Annotated in this window: 22 protein-coding genes and 1 tRNA gene; 12 read left to right on the top strand and 11 right to left on the bottom strand. The window is 33.9% G+C overall.

What is annotated here, in order from left to right:
• Positions 1-17 precede the first annotated feature (17 nt).
• The 3 genes from AC4FQX_RS02440 to AC4FQX_RS02430 form a co-directional block, all read right to left on the bottom strand.
• On the bottom strand, positions 18-1,193 hold the full coding sequence (locus AC4FQX_RS02440; protein ID WP_491166073.1) for an MFS transporter: 1,176 nt from the start codon (positions 1,191-1,193) through the stop codon (positions 18-20).
• Positions 1,194-1,258: 65 nt separating this feature from the next.
• Positions 1,259-2,119, bottom strand: coding sequence for a helix-turn-helix domain-containing protein (locus tag AC4FQX_RS02435; RefSeq protein ID WP_491166072.1), 861 nt, complete (start codon positions 2,117-2,119; stop codon positions 1,259-1,261).
• Positions 2,120-2,217: 98 nt separating this feature from the next.
• A tRNA-Pro gene (locus AC4FQX_RS02430) sits at positions 2,218-2,292 on the bottom strand.
• 159 nt (positions 2,293-2,451) lie between these two features.
• On the opposite strand from AC4FQX_RS02430, the gene trxB reads away from it, so the two are divergent.
• Positions 2,452-3,399, top strand: coding sequence for a thioredoxin-disulfide reductase (trxB, locus tag AC4FQX_RS02425; protein ID WP_491166071.1), 948 nt, complete (start codon positions 2,452-2,454; stop codon positions 3,397-3,399).
• A 165-nt stretch (positions 3,400-3,564) separates the two neighbouring features.
• On the opposite strand, the gene AC4FQX_RS02420 is transcribed toward trxB, so the two are convergent.
• The 5 genes from AC4FQX_RS02420 to AC4FQX_RS02400 all read right to left on the bottom strand — a co-directional run bounded on the left by AC4FQX_RS02420 (position 3,565) and on the right by AC4FQX_RS02400 (position 8,022).
• Positions 3,565-4,398: a GIN domain-containing protein gene (locus AC4FQX_RS02420; protein WP_491166070.1), complete on the bottom strand. Its 834-nt coding sequence runs from the start codon at positions 4,396-4,398 to the stop codon at positions 3,565-3,567.
• A 288-nt stretch (positions 4,399-4,686) separates the two neighbouring features.
• Positions 4,687-5,424, bottom strand: a complete 738-nt coding sequence (locus AC4FQX_RS02415) for a head GIN domain-containing protein (RefSeq protein ID WP_491166069.1) — start codon at positions 5,422-5,424, stop codon at positions 4,687-4,689.
• 2 nt (positions 5,425-5,426) lie between these two features.
• On the bottom strand, positions 5,427-7,169 hold the full coding sequence (locus AC4FQX_RS02410) for a PspC domain-containing protein (RefSeq protein ID WP_491166068.1): 1,743 nt from the start codon (positions 7,167-7,169) through the stop codon (positions 5,427-5,429).
• A gap of 2 nt (positions 7,170-7,171) precedes the next feature.
• Positions 7,172-7,504 carry a PadR family transcriptional regulator gene (locus tag AC4FQX_RS02405; protein ID WP_491166067.1) on the bottom strand — a complete coding sequence of 111 codons (333 nt, stop codon included), beginning with the start codon at positions 7,502-7,504 and terminating at the stop codon, positions 7,172-7,174.
• A 62-nt stretch (positions 7,505-7,566) separates the two neighbouring features.
• Positions 7,567-8,022: a DUF4870 domain-containing protein gene (locus AC4FQX_RS02400; protein ID WP_491166066.1), complete on the bottom strand. Its 456-nt coding sequence runs from the start codon at positions 8,020-8,022 to the stop codon at positions 7,567-7,569.
• Between the two features lie 156 nt (positions 8,023-8,178).
• Between AC4FQX_RS02400 and AC4FQX_RS02395 the strand changes: the two genes are divergently transcribed.
• On the top strand, positions 8,179-8,631 hold the full coding sequence (locus tag AC4FQX_RS02395; RefSeq protein WP_491166065.1) for a DUF4442 domain-containing protein: 453 nt from the start codon (positions 8,179-8,181) through the stop codon (positions 8,629-8,631).
• Positions 8,632-8,761: 130 nt separating this feature from the next.
• On the top strand, positions 8,762-9,667 hold the full coding sequence (locus AC4FQX_RS02390; RefSeq protein ID WP_491166064.1) for a TIGR01777 family oxidoreductase: 906 nt from the start codon (positions 8,762-8,764) through the stop codon (positions 9,665-9,667).
• A gap of 60 nt (positions 9,668-9,727) precedes the next feature.
• On the opposite strand, the gene AC4FQX_RS02385 is transcribed toward AC4FQX_RS02390, so the two are convergent.
• Positions 9,728-10,396: a YceI family protein gene (locus AC4FQX_RS02385; RefSeq protein WP_491166063.1), complete on the bottom strand. Its 669-nt coding sequence runs from the start codon at positions 10,394-10,396 to the stop codon at positions 9,728-9,730.
• A 143-nt stretch (positions 10,397-10,539) separates the two neighbouring features.
• On the opposite strand from AC4FQX_RS02385, the gene AC4FQX_RS02380 reads away from it, so the two are divergent.
• From AC4FQX_RS02380 to AC4FQX_RS02345, 8 genes are all read left to right on the top strand, one after another.
• On the top strand, positions 10,540-11,112 hold the full coding sequence (locus AC4FQX_RS02380; RefSeq protein WP_491166062.1) for a nucleotide exchange factor GrpE: 573 nt from the start codon (positions 10,540-10,542) through the stop codon (positions 11,110-11,112).
• Between the two features lie 86 nt (positions 11,113-11,198).
• Positions 11,199-12,311: a molecular chaperone DnaJ gene (gene dnaJ / locus AC4FQX_RS02375; protein ID WP_491166061.1), complete on the top strand. Its 1,113-nt coding sequence runs from the start codon at positions 11,199-11,201 to the stop codon at positions 12,309-12,311.
• Positions 12,312-12,477: 166 nt separating this feature from the next.
• Complete coding sequence (locus AC4FQX_RS02370) at positions 12,478-13,407, top strand: ABC transporter ATP-binding protein (RefSeq protein WP_491166060.1); 930 nt, start codon at positions 12,478-12,480, stop codon at positions 13,405-13,407.
• Positions 13,408-14,715 carry an ABC transporter permease gene (locus tag AC4FQX_RS02365; RefSeq protein ID WP_491166059.1) on the top strand — a complete coding sequence of 436 codons (1,308 nt, stop codon included), beginning with the start codon at positions 13,408-13,410 and terminating at the stop codon, positions 14,713-14,715.
• Positions 14,716-14,804: 89 nt separating this feature from the next.
• Complete coding sequence (locus AC4FQX_RS02360) at positions 14,805-15,968, top strand: sigma-54-dependent transcriptional regulator (RefSeq protein ID WP_491166058.1); 1,164 nt, start codon at positions 14,805-14,807, stop codon at positions 15,966-15,968.
• 41 nt (positions 15,969-16,009) lie between these two features.
• Positions 16,010-16,663: a DEAD/DEAH box helicase gene (locus AC4FQX_RS02355; RefSeq protein ID WP_491166057.1), complete on the top strand. Its 654-nt coding sequence runs from the start codon at positions 16,010-16,012 to the stop codon at positions 16,661-16,663.
• Between the two features lie 19 nt (positions 16,664-16,682).
• A complete protein-coding gene (locus AC4FQX_RS02350; RefSeq protein WP_491166056.1) occupies positions 16,683-16,886 on the top strand; it encodes a DUF2007 domain-containing protein in 204 nt (67 codons plus the stop codon).
• A gap of 259 nt (positions 16,887-17,145) precedes the next feature.
• On the top strand, positions 17,146-18,783 hold the full coding sequence (locus AC4FQX_RS02345; protein WP_491166055.1) for an ABC-F family ATP-binding cassette domain-containing protein: 1,638 nt from the start codon (positions 17,146-17,148) through the stop codon (positions 18,781-18,783).
• A gap of 93 nt (positions 18,784-18,876) precedes the next feature.
• Here AC4FQX_RS02345 and AC4FQX_RS02340 read toward each other — a convergent pair whose 3' ends face one another.
• Positions 18,877-19,617: a hypothetical protein gene (locus AC4FQX_RS02340; RefSeq protein WP_491166054.1), complete on the bottom strand. Its 741-nt coding sequence runs from the start codon at positions 19,615-19,617 to the stop codon at positions 18,877-18,879.
• A gap of 392 nt (positions 19,618-20,009) precedes the next feature.
• Here AC4FQX_RS02340 and AC4FQX_RS02335 point away from each other — a divergent pair, with 392 nt between their 5' ends.
• Entirely contained in the window at positions 20,010-20,978 is a 969-nt protein-coding gene (locus tag AC4FQX_RS02335; RefSeq protein WP_491166053.1) for a PorP/SprF family type IX secretion system membrane protein, read from the top strand.
• Positions 20,979-21,069: 91 nt separating this feature from the next.
• Here the strand turns inward: AC4FQX_RS02335 and AC4FQX_RS02330 are convergent, their stop codons facing one another.
• Entirely contained in the window at positions 21,070-21,915 is an 846-nt protein-coding gene (locus AC4FQX_RS02330) for a DUF6929 family protein (RefSeq protein ID WP_491166052.1), read from the bottom strand.
• Positions 21,916-22,002 lie beyond the last annotated feature (87 nt).

The raw sequence follows: 22,002 nt of genomic DNA, 5'->3' as shown, positions 1-22,002 counted from the left end.
GTGTGCCCTAAACACAGCTATGTGTTTTTATTTTTTTCAAATACTACTACTACAATAGCAATAAAGCAACTGATACCACCAAATAGATAAACAGATTGGTAATTGAAGTAGTTCGCTATCAGTCCGGCAAGAGGAGCAGCTATTCCTAACGATAAATCGAAGAAGGCTCCATAAGCACCTAAAGCCGTTCCGCGAATTTGTGGTGTTACTTTATTGACAACAAGAACACCTAGCGAAGGAAATATCAGAGAAAAGCCAGCCCCTGTCAAACCACAACCAACTATCGCCATCAGTTTAGAAGTAGAAAAACCTATAAATAATTGTCCAATAACTTCAATTAACAGAGAAATTAACGCAACCTTATAGGCTCCGTATTTATCTGGGAAAGACGAAAAAAATATTCTGACAAGCACATAAAAACCACCAAATAACATAAAAGCTAAAGATGCATTTCCCCACTGTTTCTGAACAAATAATAGTGCGACAAAAGAGGATATACATGCAAAGCCAATAGAAGAAAAAGCCAATCCCAGACCCAATCCGGAAATTTTCCTTACAACTTTATAGAATGGAGTTCTGATATGTCCCAAATTAACACGTAAATCAGGAAGATTTCTCGTGACAACCCAACTGATTAAAGACAAAATTACGATTGTTCCTAATGCGGTTTCAGCTCCAATACTATTGCTAAGCCAAATTCCTAATGGTGCACCAATGGCAATACCGGCATACATCGAAATACCATTCCATGTCATAACCCGACCAGATTTGTCCGCACCAACCAATCCAATTCCCCAAGTTAATGCTCCGGTAACCAGGAAACTTTCTGAAATTCCGTGTACTATTCTTGACAACAAAATAATGATCAGGGCATATATAGGACTTGGACTAAGTAAAGTTGCCGATAAATATAAAAAACCAGCTATCATAACCAACAATGAGCCATATTGACTGCTTAATTTGGGACCTTTTGTATCTGTTGTTTTGCCGGCATAAGCTCTTGTCAATAAAGTAGCCAGTGCCTGCAAACCAATAACACAGCCAACTATTATGCTTCCAAATTTTAATTCGTGTTGAATATAACTGGGGAGTATACCTAATGTCATTCCAATAGTGAGGTATACAGCAAATACCGATAAAATAATTGGAATCATGGTATTGTAAAAATTTGTTTTATTAATTATTGCATTCATATAGAATTATATTAAAAATTTATGATGCAAAATTAAAAAGCTACATTGGTTTTAGGAGCAGATATTTAATGGGTATAATTGGATAAATCATGGTTTTTAATTCTAAAAGCAGAAGCATTAATACCTGTATTTTTTTTAAAGAATCTCGAAAAATAAGCATAATCCGAGTAACCTAATTCATATGCAATTTCCATAATGTTTAAATCAGTATAATATAGAAGTCTCTTTGCTTCCAGAACAATTTCCTGATGAATCCAGTAGCTTGCAGCAAAACCAGTTGTTTTTTTCACAACCTCATTAAGATAAAGTGGTGTAATATGAAGTAAATCCGAATAATCTTTGACCTGCTTGATTTCCTTATATCTTTCTTTTACCAACTGTTTGAATTTTGTAACCAATGTATATTTGGAGCTACCAATTTCTCCTCTGAATTTCTCCTGAGTAATTAGAATATGAGTCGTGACCATGCCAATAATAGTATTTGTCAAAGATTTCAATAAGCTCCTTTGTAGAGGCTGCTTATTGTTATTCAGTGTTTTCACTAAAATAGCTGTTATAATGAAAATGTCATTTTCCTTTTGAACAGAAACAATCTGGTCGTTATGCAACAAAGCATCAAAGATTTCCCGATATTGTAGAGTAATTAAATCGGTTTCCACAAAAAGAAACCAACCTTCGCTATTTTTTTGATGAATGTATTTATGAACCTGTCCGGGAGTAACAAAACCAAGGGATGCACCTTTTGAAGTTATACAGTTAAAATCTAATTCCCATACTAATACTCCTTTTTGCTGAATAACAAACATATAATGATCATCTCTATGAACTATTTTCGTGAATTTATCCAAATCCTTTATTGGCTTAATCTCAATTCCGATTGCATTTAGTTCATCTTTATGAAGTGTTATATCTTGCTTTTTACTCACATTTAGATTGATATTTATTAGGATATTATGAAATAAAACAAAAAAACCCGCAAATCTATAGAATTTGCAGGTTTTCGATCTTACTTAGTTAAGTGTTGTCGGGGTGGCAGGATTCGAACCTGCGACCTCCTGGTCCCAAACCAGGCGCGATGACCGGGCTACGCTACACCCCGTAAAAGTGAGTGCAAATATAATAGTATTTTTTATTCTGTGCAATTCTTTTTTTCAATAAGTTAATTTTATTATAAGATAGTCAATTCCAATCCGTTTTTGACTGTTTTTTTTGAATTAAAACTTACTTTTGTTTTTCAAAACAAAACAATTATTGAATTATGTCTGATACAATTGAAAAAATTAAATGTTTGATTATCGGTTCCGGACCAGCTGGTTATACAGCAGCCATTTATGCTGCCAGAGCAGATATGAAACCGATTTTATATACAGGAATGGAGCCCGGAGGACAATTGACAACCACAACAGAAGTTGATAATTTCCCAGGTTATCCGGAGGGAATCGATGGACCAACCATGATGACGCAGCTACAAGAGCAGGCAGAACGTTTCGGTACAGAAGTTAGAATCGGGATGGCTACAGCAGTAGAATTTAGTAAAACAGCAGGAGGATGGCATAAAGTAACCATTGATGGTACAAAAGTTGTTGAGGCGAGAACCATCATTATTTCTACAGGAGCAACAGCAAAATATTTAGGATTACCAAGCGAACAAAAGTTACGTGGTGGTGGAGTATCTGCTTGTGCCGTTTGTGACGGTTTCTTTTACAAAGGTCAGGACGTTGCCATTGTTGGAGCAGGAGACACAGCAGCAGAAGAAGCAACCTATTTAGCAAATATCTGTAAAAACGTAACCATGTTAGTACGAAAAGATGTGATGAGAGCTTCAAAAGCAATGCAGCACAGAGTAGAGAATACGCCTAATCTGACCGTACTTTACAATACAGAAGTAGAAGAAGTAATAGGAGATAACGTAGTAGAAGGTTTAAAAATGGTAAATAATGTTACCGGAGAAAAATCCACTATTGCAGTAACCGGATTATTTATAGCAATCGGTCACAAACCGAACACCGATATTTTTGCAGGTCAGTTAACCATGGATGAAACCGGATACCTGATTACAGAAGGAAAATCGACTAAAACCAACGTTCCCGGAGTTTTTGCTGCCGGAGACGTACAGGACAAAGAATACCGTCAGGCGATTACAGCAGCAGGTACAGGTTGTATGGCAGCATTAGATGCAGAACGCTATTTAGCAACCTTAGAATAGAAGATAGTTGTCAGATTTATAAAAAGAAATAGGCTGTTGAAATTTTTCAACAGCCTGTTTCTTTTTGTTTTAATAAGTAATTTTATTTCATTTTCAAATCTTCAAATTACCTAATTTTCAAATCCTCTTGATTCTTGTCTCTTTCTTCTTTTCTCTAAATAAAGATTATTTCTCTTTCTTATAAAGTGTGGCAGTATCTGCAAAAACTTTCAGGCTTATTTTAGCCGTTCCGAAGATCTGAGTCTGTGATTTCCCCGAAGCTTCCATTTCTATCGTGTTCACACCCGATATATTGGAAATTGAAGATCCCTCAGTGATTAAAGATATAGTATTAGCAGTCATATTTTTTCCCGTAAAATTAGCGTTGTTGTCCAGTCGTAATTTAAATTCATTACTATCTCCCTCAACATTAGCAATCGCTCTCTGATACATATCAATATTCAGAATCGGAGAAGAGATCAGTGCTTTCAGCTGTGTGTTTCTACTTAGTTCAATAGTTCCCTTATCTGATTTCAGATTTAATTCTATTTTAGATTTATCCGTTGCGATAAGTGTAAAGTTAGAAGAGATCACATTCAGATACGATTTAGAAAAATCACTGTTTTTGACTGTGATATCAGTCAGTTTCAAATCTTCTATTGCATTTACAGTAGCCGAATGCCTGACATTAACCACTTTCAGAGCATCATTATATTTTATAGTAACACTCAATTGCTTTGCAGAACTAATATCTTTTGTCGTATACAGACGTAAAGTTGTCCCGTTTACTTCAGATCGGATAAATTCATGTAAATTATCATCCGCTTCCACATCAATACTGAGGTTTTCCGCTTTAACAAGAAACACTTCAAGATTATCTTCCACCTCAACATTCTGAAAATCACCAGTTACTCTGCTTTCAGTAGTAACCACTTTCGATCCTCTAATTTTTTCTTTCTTTTGTCCAAATCCATAAGAAGCAAACAACAAGACGAAGGACAAAGCCAATATTTTTTTCATACTTAAATTTATCAGGTATATGTAACCAACCGATTTAAAGAATTGTTATTCAATAAATACTGCTATCACACGTAATTATTTATAAATAGGATTATTTTACAAATATAGAAAAAACACCTGCATAAACAGGTGTTTTCATCAGTAATCCTTTTTTAATCCTATTTTAAAACAAGATATGATTCCCCTCCTCCGGAGGGGTGCCCACAGGGTAGGGTGGGTTTTGAATATTGAGTACTGCGACTGACTACTAGAAACTGAATACTTTACATCTTTCCTCTTGTCTCAAAATTATCTTTTAGAAACACTTCCGCCAGAGCCGGAACGTTTATTAATTGATTTAGGGTCGTTATAGTATCTTATAGAAGCACCACTTGATGCTTTTGCTTCTAAAAAAGCAATCGGATTAATATCCGTAGAACTTCCACTGGAAGCCTTTGAAGTAACCTGAGAAGCGGTCAGGTTTTTAGCATTTATAACACCCGCACTCGATGACTTGGTCTGCAGATTATCAGTTTTTCCATTTACGTCGATCTGACTTCCACTACTAGCTTCACAATAAAGAGTATTCGTTTGAACCGAAATATTGATTTGACTTCCACTGCTGGAATCCAGATACAGTTCCTCCGCTTTTATATTATTTTTACCGTTTACAGTTGCACCACTCGTAGACGTAACACTTTCTAGCTCAGGTAATTTTATATATACCTTTTTAGTGCTTTTCCCTTTCATATTCCTATTTAAGGATACCTCTAATACTTTATTTTTAACAGTTGTAATAATATGCTGTTGCATATTGTCGTCTGCCTGAACCGTTACTTTATGAGTGTCAGATTGCTCTATAGTTGCTTCAATCCCTCTACTGATCTTAACAGAGGTAAAATCAGTACCAACATTTCTATTTTCCGTAGTTATAATTCCACTTCCTTTAAAAGTTTTTTCATTACAGAAAAAATTACATCCTGTAAATAACAGTACAGAAATAATTGTGACTATTAATTTTGTCAAAAAAACAATTGCTTTTATCATGATTACTCCGTTTTAATTATTACCCCGTTTTTATTGATCTCAACTTTTTTTACCGCTTTTTTACCTTTTTGGTTTTTCTGAATCAGAACCCCTTTTCTATCAATGGTTAAATGAGTTGTAGTACTGTCCTGTTCCTCAATATTTTCTGTATCCTCAGAAGTTTCTTCCGTGCAGGTTAAACATTTCAATTCACTATTTTCCACCTTATAATAATTGTTTTCCCTTCCATATTCAATGTAGAAATTAGCATCAGAATAGTACGATCTGTGATAATTTTGAATACTCTGATCCGGATAAATAATAGTTCCTTTAGGTAGATAAATAAAGACTTTTACTTTCTGATTTCTGTATTTATTAGCGATTTCTGTTAATAAATAGTTATCAAACACCAGTTTGTTTTTTTCAATTTTATAACCATACTGAATTTTCTCAGCTCTTTGTTTCGCTTCCTCAAACGATTTACCTTGAGCGATTTTCTCTATTTGTACAAAAGCATATTTCTCATCCGTAGGTAAAAAATGGATCTCAATCTCATTAGAATAGATCAGATTCGTATTCAGTGAATCCCGAACAAATTCAAAATCAGTTCTGTTTCGCAGACTTTTAGTATAATAATTATTGTGTATTACCTTAACAAATAAAGTATCTTTTTCCTGTAGTGAAATAATCTCTTTTTTAACCACTTTACCGTCAAAAGCAATTTCTGTAGCCTGTTTCACTCCATAAACAATCAGCAACGCAACAGAAATTAGCCATATTGCTAATAAAGTATATTTAGCAGCGTTTCCGATTGATTTAGTATTATTTGCCACTAATTTTAAACCTAAGATAAAAAGGAAGAAGAATGGAATACCAATCGCAAAGAAGCATAACAGCCCTATTGTCCATATCGGAATCTCAGTATAATTTATTGAATTAAGATACTCCATCCACGGCACATGAATAAAACTCGTAGAACCTAAAGTAAATATACTTACCAGTAAACCAATCAGAATAGAAATAGCAACAATAATAATAATTACCCCGATAATTTTAGAAAATATCTTAAGTGTCGATATAATCACTTCCAGTAAAGCAGATACTATTTTTTCGATTCCTGTTTTGGCAGAATTTCCAAGTTTATCATAATCCGTATTTTTTATTTTACCCGAAACATTATCAAAACTCTCCTTTACTTTTTTTTCGATATTTGAAATAGTAACAGGTTCCCCGGTCATTTCCAGTTTTTCAGTCGTCGTCATAGCCGCAGGCATAATGATCCATAAAATAAAATAAGCCACAATTCCCGAACCGAAACCGGCAAAAACCAGAATAACTAACAGAATTCTTAACCAGAGAGGATCAATCCCTAAATAATGTCCAAAACCCGAAGCAACACCACCTAGCATTCCCGTATCCCGGTCTCTGTATAGTTTTTTAGAGATCTTTTTAGCAGTACCGCTAAAAGATTCCTGTGCAGAAGAAGCAGAAGAAGTATCATCATCCAGTCTGTAATCTTCCGGCTGTCCCATAACCTCAATTATTTCATCAATATCCCTGTTGTTTACAACCTGTTTATCACTTTTCAGTTTTTCAGAGAGAAGCTCAGAAATTCTCGTTTCAATATCGCTCATTATTTCTTCCTGTCCGTCTGAATCAGATAAATAGCGTTTTATCGCTTCAAAATAATGAGTTAATTTTTGATAGGCATCTTCATCAATATGAAAAAACATACCTCCTAAGTTGATATTTATTGTCTTGTTCATGGTTATAGTTTTTGGCGGGTTATAATGTTTACAGCATCAGACAATTCTGTCCATGTGGTGTTTAATTCATTTAAAAATAGCTGACCATCTTCCGTAATTCCGTAATATTTTCTGGGTGGTCCCGAAGTTGATTCTTCCCAACGATAGTTGAGCAGTCCGTCGTTTTTTAATCTTGTCAGTAAAGGATAAACCGTACCTTCAACAACAAGCAGTTTTGCGTTTTTTAAAGTCTCCAGTATTTCAGAAGTATAAGCATCTTTTTCTTTTAAAACAGAAAGGATACAGAACTCCAGAATACCTTTTCGCATTTGGGCTTTTGTGTTTTCAATGTTCATAAGGATTCTTTTTTGCGATTAAATAACTGTTCATTTTTTGATTGATGATTGATGATGATTAATTATTTTATAAAATGTATAGTAAAAGGGTATCTGAAATCTTCATTATTATAGGTTTTTATTGCAGCATATATTGTTAATAAAAATTCGAACAACTTCATAAATATAAATATTAAAATTCCTATAATGATAAGAACCACAAGACCACTGAGATTTGCAATATTCAAAGTATCCGGAACAAAATGACCATTATTAATAATAGTCTGAAAATCTATAGAATTAGAAGCAATGAAAATTACGATAAAAACAGAAAGTAATATCAATAGTATAGTGTAAAGCAGTAAACTTAACTGAAAGTTAATAACCTGTTTTCCATTACGATCAATGAACAAGTTTTCTTTTTTATTTAAGCCCCATAATAAGACCGGGAAAATATAATTTCCAAAAGGAATAAAATATTGTGTCAGAGTACTCAAGTGGATCAAAGTTGCAACGTTTTTAGTAGTAGAGGTTTCCATGATATAAAGTTGGTTGTGTTTTCTTATACAAATATATATCTAAAAGCAGGTAGTGTGTAACGCATGGTACTGTAATTTAACTTAAATTTAACAAATGAAAATATTTCGATATATTTCAATTATTTAGTATATTCGATAAAAAATAAATCATCAATAATGGAATTTACTTCTTCAAAACTGAATAAATTTTTATTCTTTAAATTGCCTTCCGCTTATTTCTGCGGTGTACGCGTTAAAGAAATAAACGAGAATAATTGTTCCGTTTCAGTAAAACACAGATGGATTAATCAGAATCCTTTCAATTCAATGTATTTTGCCGTGCAGGCAATGGCGGCAGAATTGTCTACCGGAGCTCTTGTAATGTATCAGATCAATAAAAGTAAAAGAAAGATTTCGATGCTGGTAGCCCATAATAAGGCAGGTTTTACAAAAAAAGCAACAGGAAGAATTTCTTTTGTATGCAAAGACGGTCATTTAATAGCAGAAGCTATCGAAAGAACAATTGCCACTGGAGAAGGACAGACCTTTTGGATGAAATCAATAGGAACAGATGAAAAAGGAATACAGGTTTCTGAAATGGATTTCGAATGGAGTGTAAGAGTTAAATAAATTAAGGAATTATCTTAAAAAAATAAAAATTATGTTTTTTAAACTCATTTTAATATTAAAAACTTCGTTAAACCTTACTTAAATATCTTTTATACTTGTGTTTCAAGCCGTAAATTTGAAATAAAAATAAATGAAGATATTAATAACAGGCGCGACGGGATTAGTAGGGAATGAATTAGTTACGTTATTACTTCAAAACGGAGTCAGTATACATTATCTGACCACTTCCAGAAAAAAAATAGAAGATGAATCGCATTACAAAGGATTCTATTGGAATCCCGGACAGGGAATTATAGACGAGAACTGCCTGATGGGAGTCGATGCTGTAATACATCTGGCGGGAGCGGCTATCTCTAAACGTTGGACCAGATCTTATAAAGAGGAAATAATTGAAAGTAGAATAATGTCTTCAAATCTACTATATAAAGCACTTAAAAGTAATCCAAATCAGGTAAAACAAATTGTTTCAGCATCAGCTATCGGAATTTATCCCGATAGTTTAACAGAAGTATATACAGAAGAATATATTGATTTTGAAGATTCCTTTTTAAGTAATGTAGTTCTAAAATGGGAAGAATCAGTAGATAAGTTTAAATTATTAAATATAAAGGTTTGTAAATTAAGAACCGGACTAGTTCTTTCCAATAAAGGAGGTGCGTTGCCTGCAATGGTAAAACCTGTAAAAATGGGACTGGGAGCTCATTACGGAACAGGAAAACAAATACAGTCCTGGATCCATATTCACGATTTGGCAGCCATGTACTTTTTTGTAGCAGAACAGGAGTTAGAAGGAGTATATAATGCTGTGGCACCTAACCCTGTCAATAATACAGAATTGATTACTTCTATTGCAACTGTTTTACAACGACCACTTTTTATACCACATTATCCTAAGTGTTTATTGAAACTGATAGTAGGAGAAATGCATATTCTATTATTTGAGAGCCAGAACGTCAGTGCCGGAAAGATTTCAGATATTGGATTTCAGTTCAGATACAAATTATTAGAGAAAGTACTTCAGGATTTATTACAATAAAAAAAGCTCCAACAATTTATTGGAGCTTTTTCAGAATAGTTGCGTAAGATGAATTAATAACTATTTAGTAGCTTTAACATTAATTTTTAATGCAATATCGTCATCAACAAATTTATCACCCAAATTATCAAATACTGATTTTGATCCGAAATTGATTTTCCATAAAGTTCTGTTGATAGTGAAAGTTTCACTTACAATAGAAACAGTAGTATCATCAGCAGCAATTGTAGCAGGGAATTTAATGTTTCTTGTTTCTCCTTTTAGAGTTAAGTTTCCTTCAACAGTAGTAACACCTTCAGTCGTAGTTACTTTTGTGATTTCAAAAGTTCCTTCAGGATATTGTTTTACATCAAAGAAATGATCTTGTTTTCCTTCAACAGTCCCCTTTAAGTGCGCTTCAAGGTCTGCTTTTCCTTCTTCGTCAGAAATATCAGTAACCACGATCGAATTCATATCGATTGTAAATTTACCAGATGTAACATTACCATTCTCAACACCGATTTCACCGTTAGAAAGACTAATAGTCCCTGTGTGTTTTCCGGTTGGTTTTGATCCTGTCCAGTCAATAACAGATGCTTTAGTATCTACATTATATTTTACAGTTTGTTCTGTTGCAGCCTGAGCATCAACAGCGTCAGTCGTTTCAGCTTGGTTCGCTTTATCATTTTTACAAGCAGTAGTTAATGCTAATACTCCTAAAACAAAAAGGCTTAAAATGTTTTTCTTCATGATATGTAAAAGTTTAATTTTGCCAAATATATCAAAACAATAAGGATAAAGTTCTTAATTTTTTCTTAAAACTAAAAGATGACAATTTGACATTTTAATAGATTTGGCAGTAATTTTGCTTGCACTTTATGCATGAAGTTAGGATGTCTAAAGAAAATTTAAAAAACATGAGCAATACAAATTCAGATAATATAGAAAAGGATTCCGTTGATGAAACGATAGAGAACAATACTGTTAACACAGAAGATACCAATACTACTGAAATTAGTGTTGAAGATCAGTTAAAAGAAGATCTCGCAAAAGAGAAAGAGAAATTTTTAAGATTGTTTGCAGAGTTTGAAAACTATAAAAAACGAACTACAAAAGAGCGTATCGATTTGTTTAAAACAGCAAATCAAGATGTTTTACAGTCTTTATTACCTGTTTTAGATGATTTTGACAGAGCTCTGGTTGAAATAACTAAGTCAGGAGAAGATACTTTGCTTGTAGGAGTAGAATTAATTTATAATAAACTGAATACCACATTAGCATCTAAAGGTTTAGAAGCAGTAGAACTGGTGGCAGGAGATGCTTTCAATGCAGATTTTGCAGAAGCGATTACTCAGATTCCGGCTCCAACAGCCGATCTAAAAGGTAAAATTGTTGATGTGATTGAAAAAGGATATAAATTAGGAGATAAGATTATTAGATTTCCAAAAGTAGTTGTGGGACAATAATTGATTAAAGAAATAGCTGAATATGAAGTTTTCATAATTATATTCCAAAGCTATCCTCTCTTAATAAAAGAACAATTTAGATAAAGATGAAGAAAGATTATTACGAAATTTTAAAGATCACTAAAAGCGCATCTGCTGATGAGATAAAAAAAGCTTATAGAAAAAAAGCAATAAAATATCATCCGGATAAGAATCCCGGAGATCACGAAGCAGAAGAAAACTTTAAGGCTGCGGCAGAAGCTTATGAAATCTTAAGTGATCCCGATAAAAAAGCCAGATATGACCAGTACGGGCATGCTGCTTTCAATGGCGGTGGCGGATTCAATGGCGGTGGTATGAATATGGATGATATCTTCAGTCAGTTCGGAGATATTTTTGGAAGTGCCTTTGGCGGTGGATTTGGCGGTTTTGGCGGTGGTGGTCAAAGACGTGCAAAAGGAAGCAATTTGCGTATTAAAGTGAAATTAACACTTGAAGAAATTGTTAACGGCGTTGAGAAAAAGGTAAAAGTAAAAAGAAAAATACAAGCACAAGGAGTAACCTATAAAACATGTCCGACCTGTAATGGTCAGGGACAAGTAATGCGTGTTACCAATACTATTTTAGGTCGAATGCAGACTGCCGCAACCTGTAGCTCTTGCGGAGGTTCCGGACAGGTAATCAATTCTAAGCCATCCAATGCTGATGCACACGGTATGATAATGGAAGAAGACACCGTTTCGATTAAAATTCCTGCGGGGGTAGCAGACGAAATGCAGCTTAAAGTTTCTAATAAAGGAAATGATGCCCCTGGAAGTAACAGTATTCCTGGTGATCTGATCGTTGCTATCGAAGAAGTAGAACACGAATTTTTAAAGAGAGAAGGAGAAAATCTTCATTTTGATCTCTATATCAGTTTTGCAGAAGCGATTTTAGGTACCTCAAAAGATATTGAAGCCGTAAATGGTAAAGTGAGAATTAAATTAGAAGAAGGTATCCAATCCGGAAAGATATTAAGACTAAAAGGAAAAGGAGTACCTAATATAAACGGCTATGGAAGTGGGGATTTGTTAATACATGTTAATGTATGGACACCTAAAAAGATGTCAAAAGAGCAGCGTCAGTTTTTTGAAGAAGCTTTAACAGATGAAAACTTTATTCCAAACCCTGAAAAATCAGAAAAATCTTTTTTCGAAAAAGTAAAAGATATGTTTTCATAAGATTTGTGAAAAAAAAGTTATATATTTGGAATTCGCTAGTTCACTAGCGAATTTTCTTTTTCATAGCAATTTTTCCCATCCTTGCGTAAAATCAGGGATGGGTTTTTTCTTTAAAAACAATATTTAGACTTATAATTTTTTACTTTTACAAAAATCTTTGAAAAGAATGAGTAGTACTATACTTGAAGTTAAAAATGTTATAAAACAATATGGAGATTATGTTGCTCTCAATAATGTCTCATTTACCGTTCCCAAAGGAAGTATATATGGATTATTAGGTCCTAACGGAGCAGGGAAAACATCGCTAATCCGTATCATCAATCAGATCACTATGCCGGATAGTGGCTCAATTATTCTTGATGGTGAAAAATTGCAACCCCAACATGTTCAGAATATAGGATATATGCCCGAAGAACGAGGGTTGTATAAAACAATGAAAGTAGGAGAGCAGGCTTTATATCTTGCTCAGATGAAAGGGATGTCAAAAGAAGAAGCAAAAAAACAACTTGAATACTGGTTTGAAAGATTAGAAATAGGCGACTGGTGGAATAAAAAAATTCAGGAACTGTCCAAAGGAATGGCACAGAAGATACAGTTTGTAGTGACCGTACTTCATAAACCGAAATTATTAATCTTTGACGAACCGTTTAGTGGTTTCGATCCTGTAAATGCGAATATTATTAAAGATGAGATTCTTTTTTTAAGAGAGCAGGGAGCTACCATTATCTTTTCTACACACAGAATGGAGAGTGTCGAAGAATTATGTGATAATATTGCACTGATTCATAAATCAAATAAACTGATTGAAGGCAAACTAATCGATGTTAAAAAACAATATAGAACTAATAGTTTTGAAATAGGGATCATTACAGAAAATAAAGAAAATCTGATAAATGATCTCAAAGAACGTTTCAAAGTAACACCCGCAAATTTCAAATCGTTAGATGACGATCTGAAATTAGATATTCAGTTAGAAGAAATGGCATCGTCCAATGATCTGTTACAATATCTGGCAAATAAAGGAAAAATCACTCATTTTGTAGAAAAGATCCCGAGTGTAAACGACATTTTTATTCAAACCGTTAGTAAAAAATAGATGAGTATTTTAACTTTAATTATAAAAAGGGAGTTTATTGCAAAAGTGCGTAATAAATCATTTATTGTAATGACTTTTCTAAGCCCCGTATTAGCCGTGGGGATGGCTGCCTTAATAGGTTATCTGGCTAATATCAATCATGGAAATATAAAACAGATTGCAATTCATGATTCCTCAGGACTATTTAACGGAGAATTTACAAATACCGCAGAAATAGCATATCACGATGTTTCACAAATCCCGTTAAACGTCATAAAAGATTCCATTTCCAACGGACATTATGACGGAGTATTATTTATTCCGAAAACAACCGATTTAAAAACACTCGAAAGCAAGATTCAATATGTTTCCAACGATAGTCCGAGCTTAAGTTTTATTGCTAACTTAGAACATATTCTTGAAAAGAAACTGACAAGAGATAATTCGATAAAAGCAGGAGTTGATTATGAACTCGTAGACCAGTCAAAAGCACATGTAAGCATTAATTTGGCGAAGATATCCGGAGAAGAAAGCGTAAAAGGACTCAATGAGATTAAAGTAGGCATTGGTGCTTTTTTCGGTTATATGATTATGATGTTCATTATCATTTATGGTAATATGGTAATGCGAAGCGTTATAGAAGAGAAGACCAATCGTATTATTGAGATTATTATTTCCTCCGTAAAACCATTCCAGTTAATGATGGGTAAAATAATAGGCACCTCATTAGCCGGGTTACTTCAGTTTGCTATCTGGGCGATTATCGGATTCATTTTACTGGCAGGTCTTTCCACTTTTTTCGGTATGGAACCCGGGCAGACCACCATCATGCAGCCCGAATTAATGAATACCGCACAAGAACAGTTTACCACCACAGTTCAGACCTATATTGCCGAGTTATGGAATTTACCTATACTCACTATACTCGTTGCTTTCCTTGTCTACTTCATAGGAGGATATTTCTTATACAGTTCATTCTATGCAGCAATCGGAGCCGCTGTAGACAGTGAAACAGACACACAACAATTTCTATTGCCAATCATAACACCTTTAATGCTGGCAGTCTATGTTGGTTTTTTCACAGTAATAAGTAATCCGCACGGAACTATTGCAACTATATTTTCTATTTTTCCATTAACATCACCTATCGTTATGATGATGCGTGTTCCTTTCGGAGTACCCTGGTGGCAGCTGGCACTATCCATAACCTTACTGTTTGCGACTTTCTTTCTGGTAGTATGGTTTGCAGCAAAAATTTACAGGATAGGAATTCTGATGTATGGTAAAAAACCAACCTATAAAGAATTGTTCAAATGGTTAAAATATTAAAATAAATTTAGAAGCTACTTCCTGCTTTCACCTTTATCTCTCCATTCCATTACGAGGATATCGGTTCAATCAGGGCTAAAAACAAGACTATGTCAAAAATATTAATTATAGAAGACGAAGCAGCAATTCGAAGAGTATTATCAAAGATACTTTCAGAAGAAAACGACAGTTATCAGGTTGAAGAAGCCGAAGACGGTCTTGCCGGTCTCGAAAAGATAAAAAATGAAGATTACGATCTGATTCTCTGTGATATTAAAATGCCGAAAATGGACGGTATCGAAGTGTTAGAAGCAGCCAAAAAACTAAAACCTGAAACCACTATGGTAATGATATCAGGTCATGGAGATTTGGAAACAGCCGTAAATACAATGCGTCTAGGTGCATTTGATTACATTTCAAAACCACCCGATTTAAACAGATTATTGAATACAGTTCGTAATGCTCTTGACAGAAAAGAACTAATCGTAGAAAATAAATTACTGAAAAAGAAAGTCAGTAAAAATTATGAGATGATTGGATCCAGTGAACCGATCAACTATATAAAAGAGATCATAGAAAAAGTGGCCCCTACCGAAGCCAGAGTTCTTATTACAGGACCCAATGGAACCGGAAAAGAACTGGTAGCACATTGGTTACATGAAAAAAGTGACCGTTCATCCGCTCAGCTGGTAGAAGTGAATTGTGCCGCAATTCCATCAGAACTAATAGAAAGTGAATTATTCGGTCATGTAAAAGGAGCCTTTACATCCGCTGTAAAAGACCGGGCAGGTAAGTTTGAAACCGCAAATAAAGGAACGATCTTTCTCGATGAAATAGGCGATATGAGTCTTTCCGCTCAAGCTAAAGTACTAAGAGTTTTACAAGAAAACACCATATCCAGAGTAGGTGGAGACAAAGACATCAAAGTAGACGTAAGAGTCGTTGCAGCAACCAATAAAGACCTAAAAAAGGAGATAGAAGAAGGGCGGTTCAGAGAAGATTTATACCATCGATTAGCCGTTATTCTGATCAAAGTACCCGCACTGAACGAAAGAAGAGAAGACATTCCGTTGTTAATTAACCATTTTGCAGAAAAGATTGCTTCAGAACAAGGAATCGCGACAAAGCACTTTTCAGAAGAAGCGATAACCCTACTAAAACAATATGACTGGACCGGTAATGTCAGAGAGTTGCGTAATGTAGTAGAACGACTTATTATTTTAGGAGGAAAAGAAGTAACCGAAAAAGACGTAAAACTTTTTGCCAGTAAATAAATGCAATCAATAATTAAAAAAGACCAATCAGAATTAGTTTTATGTTTATAAAAAAGATAAATGAAAAGCTTTCATTAGCTTTAAAAGAAGAAGGATTAGACAAAGCGAATGCTTTGCAGAAAGAAACTTTTGGGGCATTAAAAAGCGGTGCTGACTGTGTAATCATTTCACCCGAAGGAAGCGGAAAGACCACAACTATAGTACTATCTGTTATTCAGCAGCTCGGACATGCCGTTGAAGAATCACCACGTGCCCTGATAATGGTTCAGAACAGAGATAAGATGGTTGAAATGAAACAATTGTTTGATAAATTCGGTAATTATACCGATCTGAGAGTATACGGAGTACACGATCAAGGAGATATAGATTATGATAAGAACCATGTTTCTTTAGGTATTGATGTGCTTATCGGAACTCCTAATAAACTGGATAGTATGTTTTCCGGAGCAGGATATAATGTCAACAAGCTGAGAATGTTTATTATAGATGACATAGAGTTAATTTTAAAGAATCGATTTGAAACTAAAATAGCCCGTCTTTCTAATAGTATTGCCAAAACACAACGAGTTTTCTTCTCAGATGTTCTGACAGAGAAAGTCGAGATTTTAGCAGCAAAAATAATGACAGAACCCTTTCTGTTTGAGATAGAAGAAGAACCCGATATTGAAAATGAAAGCGAAAGAACAGAACAATAAAGTATTAAAACACTACTAAATGGGATTGATAAAAATATTTTCAGGAAAAGAAGATTTAGCCGTAGCCTTACAGACTAAAATAGAAACAGCAGGAGTAAAAACAACATTAAAAAACAATAATCAGGCAAGCTCCGGAAAGTTAGCAGCAACAGAATTATTTATAGAAGAAGTTGATTTTGCAAAAGCAAACCCGATAATCGAAGAATTCAGAATGAGTTTATAGAATTCCGCTCTGCAAAGTCTCTGACTTTGCAGCTGTATGAATCGGTCTCTGACCGAAATAATCAAATATTAAAGTTCTCTGCTCTGCAAAGCCTCTGTCTTTGCAGGTGCAAGAATCGGTCTCTGACCGAATTGATTTCTCCTTTTACAAAAACTATCAATCATCAACTACGAACTAATAACTACAAATATCCTGTAATAAAAATAATTTCCAAATAGACGAATTATTCTATCTTTGCCGCTTCAAAAACAGAGAATCAATGATTTCGATAGATGCAATTTCAGTACAGTTTGGAGGCACAACACTTTTCAGTGACGTATCCTTTTCAATAAATGACACAGACAAGATCGCTTTAATGGGTAAAAACGGAGCAGGAAAATCCACTTTACTTAAAATTATAGCAGGAGTCAGTAAACCGTCAACAGGAAGTATTTCTGCCCCAAAAGAAGCTGTAATAGCTTACTTACCACAACATTTATTAACAGAAGACAACAGTACTGTTTTTGAAGAAGCATCAAAAGCATTTGGTGTTATTTTCAAAATGAAAGCAGAAATCGATGAAATCAATGAACAGTTAACCATTCGTACCGATTATGAAAGCGATGAGTATATGAAACTGATCGAACGGGTTTCAGAATTAAGTGAAAAATACTATTCCATTGAAGAAGTGAACTATGAAGCAGAAGTAGAAAAAATATTAATAGGCTTGGGGTTTGTCCGTGAAGATTTTACACGTTCAACATCAGAGTTCAGTGGAGGATGGAGAATGCGTATAGAACTGGCCAAGATTCTTTTACAAAAGCCCGATCTGATTCTTTTAGATGAGCCGACCAACCATATGGATATTGAAAGTATTCAGTGGCTTGAAGATTTTCTTATCAATAATGCCAAAGCCGTTGTAGTGATTTCGCATGATAGAGCTTTTGTAGATACTATCACAAATCGTACAATAGAAGTAACTATGGGACGTATTTATGATTATAAAGCCAACTATTCCCATTATCTGGAATTGCGAAAAGACCGACGTATGCACCAGCAGAAAGCCTATGACGAACAACAGAAAATGATTGCAGACAATATGCAGTTCATTGAACGTTTCAAAGGAACCTATTCAAAAACCTTACAAGTACAATCCAGAGTAAAAATGCTTGAAAAACTGGAATTAGTAGAAGTAGACGAAGTAGATTCATCAGCATTACGATTAAAATTTCCTCCCGCAGCCCGTTCCGGACAGTATCCCGTTGTAGTAAAAGATCTTTCGAAATCCTACGGAGATCATGTAGTTTTCAAAGACGCTAATATTGTGATTGAAAGAGGAGATAAAGTAGCTTTTGTCGGGAAGAATGGAGAAGGAAAATCGACAATGATCAAAGCAATCATGAGTGAAATTGATTTTGGTGGAAGCCTGGAGATCGGACATAATGCCCAGATCGGTTATTTCGCACAAAATCAAGCAGCTTTATTAGATGAAGATAAAACCATATTTGAAACAATCGACCATATTGCAGTAGGAGATATCCGTACAAAAATAAAAGATATTCTGGGCGCCTTTATGTTTGGAGGAGACGATACGACCAAGAAAGTAAAAGTGCTTTCAGGCGGAGAAAAAACACGTCTGGCAATGATTAAATTACTACTGGAACCAGTAAACCTGCTGATTCTCGATGAACCTTCCAATCATCTAGATATGAAAACAAAAGATATTATTAAAGAAGCCCTAAAAGATTTTGACGGAACACTGATTCTCGTATCTCATGACAGAGATTTCTTAGACGGGTTGGCGACTAAGGTCTTTGAGTTTGGTAATAAACGAGTAAAAGAACATTTTGAAGATATTAATGGTTTCTTAGCCCATAAAAAAATTGAGAATCTAAGAGAGATAGAACGTAAAGTATAATCATTTTGTTTTACGTTCAAAATTTCAGCCATTTTGAATTTTATATCTGAAAATTGCTAATCTATAATCGAAGAGTAGCAATATACATTAAGGTCAGTTATTTATGGTAGTAATATAATATTTTTGTTTTCCTTGTATCGAATCCATTTTGGTATTGATCCAGATTTCTCCACTTCCCAGCATGGCTCCCTGATAATTATTGAATAAATTACAAGCACAAGCAGCTTTTATTTTTTCCTTAAATTTTGTGTAAAATATTTTATCAAAGTTTTCAATAAGTTGTTTTTCGTTTTTAATAATAATCGTTTTTTTATTAATTGTGACATTTACAGGATAATGTACATAATTGGCAATCCATTTTTTATCATTAGTAAGAATAGAAGATTTAACCGATCTCATGAAGTTTTCTACTTCATCATTAGTACCGTCAAATTCTGAATACCTGTTTTCATAAGTTCCGTAACAAATAGAAGAGAGTGCCAGTTTTAATTCCAGTGTTTTTGTTCTGTCAGAATTGGTCCATTCCCCTTCAATTCTGTCTCGATCATCAGTAAAGATTTTAGCAGTAAAATAACCATTTTCTATAGAGTTAATTAACTCCGTCAGTTTTATCTTGTTTCCTTTCAGTTGTCCTATAATAGGAATTTTTATCTCATATTTTTTATAACAGTAATTTCCTTTAATATCTCCATTTTCAAAGAGATAAATAGAAAGCTGAATATCTGATTTTCCAAGTTTTCCTTCAAAATCATTCCATTTATTTACTTCCAGAGTAAAGGCATGACAAAAATAAGAGCAGATAATAAATGATAGTGTCAGGATCAATTTATTCATATTGTTATAGGTTTTTTTAATTTGAGACAATAAAATTACAATAAACGATTGATTTGTTAAATAAGACGTTAATAAAGAGAGTGAATTTTAACATTAATGAACAAGAAATAAGCTGAAATAGCACTATTTAGTAAAATCAGGAGACTTTAAATATAAATTATATAATTCAGGAATGTTTTTACTAAGAAATCAAAAAGTAGAATAGATATCAGTTAATTCATACGGAAGACGCATTTTTAAAATAAATTATGTTTTAATAATAGGTTTTTATTTCATTTATATAATTAGTTTAATTGTTGTTTTATTGCCGTTTGTTTATTATTTATTGCGTAATTTTGTTCGGTTATTTTGTTTTTTTTAAGATTATATAGTATATAGTTAAATATTATTTCATGAGAATCATTAGAGGTTGTTACAGTGTCAAATTAAAAAGAATAAACCGATTTATACTAAAGAAGAATTTAGGAATACTGTTCGTTATTTTAAATGTTTCAGGATTATATGCACAACAAGAAGCACAATATACTCAGTATATGCATAATACAATGACTCTTAATCCCGGTTATACAGGAACAAGAGGAGTGATTAGTATATTGGGTTTATACAGAACCCAGTGGATAGGACTGGATGGTGCGCCAAAAACAGCTTCTTTCTCTGCCCATACTCCGATAAATTCCAGAGGAGACGGGTTAGGTATTACAGTAGAAAATGATCAGATTGGTCCCTCAGATGAAACTAGATTTAATGTCAGCTATGCGTACGCATTACCGATCTCTTATAATACAACACTATCTTTAGGAGTAAGAGCAGGAGGAAACGCTATGCGGGTAGATTATAACAAACTTAATCTTGCCGAACCGGATCCGAATCTGGAAGGAGTTTTAAGTAAATTTTCTCCTAATATCGGAGCAGGAGTATATCTTCATTCTGATAAATGGTATACAGGGATTTCCGTACCCAATATTTTGGAAACTAAATTCTACGATGATGTTAAACAGTCAGTAGCTTCCAAAGAAATGCATTTTTATGCAATGGGTGGCTATGTTTTTGATCTGAATGATGATATTAAATTTAAACCGGCAACCCTTATCGGAGTAGTTAGTGGCGCTCCGGTAACAGTAGATTTATCCGCTAATTTTTTATTTAGTGAAAAATTTACGATTGGAGCAGCTTACAGATGGGATGCCGCTGTAAGTGCATTAGCAGGATTTCAGATTACAGAAGGGCTGTATATTGGGTACGGGTATGATTATGACACCCATAATTTAGGGAGATATAATTCAGGATCTCACGAGATATTTCTACGATTTGAACTAATTTCCTCTTCCAAAAGCAGAATGCTGACACCTAGATTTTTCTAAAAATAAGTTTTGCTGTATTCTTTTGAGATTATATTCATAAAGTTGATAATATTCGATTCTTTCAGTAATTAGAATTATGGAAATAATCCATTTATTCTTTTAAAGTCAGTTTGTATATAGTTGATTTCAGCTCCTCATTATCAGCATCCTCACAAAGTAGAAAATCAATAGTTCCATTTTCCTTTTTATATATCGTTAGTCCTTCGAATTTATGAGTATCCGATATTTTTTTAGTATAATCGATTTTCATTTTTTCTATATCAATACGACCAATTATACTTCCCAGAACCTCTCCGTCCTTATACGTCGAATCTGAATTTTCTGCTGCCGCCAGAAAATAGATTTTATCATCTACCTTGACAGCATCCGTAAAGCTTGTGCGAACCCCTTTTATTTTTGGAAGCTTATATTCATTGAACAGAATAGTAAAATCATCCGTAAGATTTGCTCCCTGAATAGTGAATATTGCATTTTTTCCGGACTTTCCGTTTCCACGATTGAACAAGAACCAGATATCTCCCGTATATACAGCTCCTTCAATATTGAAGTCTTCCGGTTTTATTTCACCAAAACTCTGCATAGATTCATACAAATAGCTCAGATCAGTTGTAGCAAGAACCGTATTAGTTTTACTGTCCAGCTCAATCATTGTATTTCTTTTTACCGTAGAACCGGAGCCAAATATATAAAGAGTGTCTTTATAGTGAGTAATAGCCTCAAAATCGAATTTTATATTTTTTGGAATATTTTCAAGAACCATGTGGGTGGTGTTTTCAATAAGCAGTGTTTTATTTAGTGTTTCATTTACCATATTATACTCATACAAATAAGCGCTACTGTCTGAAACAATAAAAAGAGAATGATCCTTGTAGAACAATCCCGAAGCAGAACCGATTCCGACAATCTGCAATATAACATCTAGATAAAATTTACTCATGATCCGAATAGCTTGATTAATTTTTTATTTATGCCTATAAAAATATTATATTTATAGATGCAATCTTTAACGAAGTAAAGATATAAA

This window comes from Flavobacterium sp. AK-301, from assembly GCF_058310215.1.
Note: the sequence above shows the minus strand (reverse complement) of the source record. Positions and strands in the feature narration are given on the sequence as shown.

Bases quoted from the DNA above. Each gene is read 5' to 3' on its own strand.
- AC4FQX_RS02440 (WP_491166073.1), bottom strand. From the start codon at position 1,193: ATGAATGCAATAATTAATAAAACAAATTTTTACAATACCATGATTCCA.
- trxB (WP_491166071.1), top strand. From the start codon at position 2,452: ATGTCTGATACAATTGAAAAAATTAAATGTTTGATTATCGGTTCCGGA.
- AC4FQX_RS02420 (WP_491166070.1), bottom strand. From the start codon at position 4,398: ATGAAAAAAATATTGGCTTTGTCCTTCGTCTTGTTGTTTGCTTCTTAT.
- AC4FQX_RS02415 (WP_491166069.1), bottom strand. From the start codon at position 5,424: ATGATAAAAGCAATTGTTTTTTTGACAAAATTAATAGTCACAATTATT.
- AC4FQX_RS02410 (WP_491166068.1), bottom strand. From the start codon at position 7,169: ATGAACAAGACAATAAATATCAACTTAGGAGGTATGTTTTTTCATATT.
- AC4FQX_RS02405 (WP_491166067.1), bottom strand. From the start codon at position 7,504: ATGAACATTGAAAACACAAAAGCCCAAATGCGAAAAGGTATTCTGGAG.
- AC4FQX_RS02400 (WP_491166066.1), bottom strand. From the start codon at position 8,022: ATGGAAACCTCTACTACTAAAAACGTTGCAACTTTGATCCACTTGAGT.
- AC4FQX_RS02395 (WP_491166065.1), top strand. From the start codon at position 8,179: ATGGAATTTACTTCTTCAAAACTGAATAAATTTTTATTCTTTAAATTG.
- AC4FQX_RS02390 (WP_491166064.1), top strand. From the start codon at position 8,762: ATGAAGATATTAATAACAGGCGCGACGGGATTAGTAGGGAATGAATTA.
- AC4FQX_RS02385 (WP_491166063.1), bottom strand. From the start codon at position 10,396: ATGAAGAAAAACATTTTAAGCCTTTTTGTTTTAGGAGTATTAGCATTA.
- AC4FQX_RS02380 (WP_491166062.1), top strand. From the start codon at position 10,540: ATGTCTAAAGAAAATTTAAAAAACATGAGCAATACAAATTCAGATAAT.
- dnaJ (WP_491166061.1), top strand. From the start codon at position 11,199: ATGAAGAAAGATTATTACGAAATTTTAAAGATCACTAAAAGCGCATCT.
- AC4FQX_RS02370 (WP_491166060.1), top strand. From the start codon at position 12,478: ATGAGTAGTACTATACTTGAAGTTAAAAATGTTATAAAACAATATGGA.
- AC4FQX_RS02365 (WP_491166059.1), top strand. From the start codon at position 13,408: ATGAGTATTTTAACTTTAATTATAAAAAGGGAGTTTATTGCAAAAGTG.
- AC4FQX_RS02360 (WP_491166058.1), top strand. From the start codon at position 14,805: ATGTCAAAAATATTAATTATAGAAGACGAAGCAGCAATTCGAAGAGTA.
- AC4FQX_RS02355 (WP_491166057.1), top strand. From the start codon at position 16,010: ATGTTTATAAAAAAGATAAATGAAAAGCTTTCATTAGCTTTAAAAGAA.
- AC4FQX_RS02350 (WP_491166056.1), top strand. From the start codon at position 16,683: ATGGGATTGATAAAAATATTTTCAGGAAAAGAAGATTTAGCCGTAGCC.
- AC4FQX_RS02345 (WP_491166055.1), top strand. From the start codon at position 17,146: ATGATTTCGATAGATGCAATTTCAGTACAGTTTGGAGGCACAACACTT.
- AC4FQX_RS02340 (WP_491166054.1), bottom strand. From the start codon at position 19,617: ATGAATAAATTGATCCTGACACTATCATTTATTATCTGCTCTTATTTT.
- AC4FQX_RS02335 (WP_491166053.1), top strand. From the start codon at position 20,010: ATGAGAATCATTAGAGGTTGTTACAGTGTCAAATTAAAAAGAATAAAC.
- AC4FQX_RS02330 (WP_491166052.1), bottom strand. From the start codon at position 21,915: ATGAGTAAATTTTATCTAGATGTTATATTGCAGATTGTCGGAATCGGT.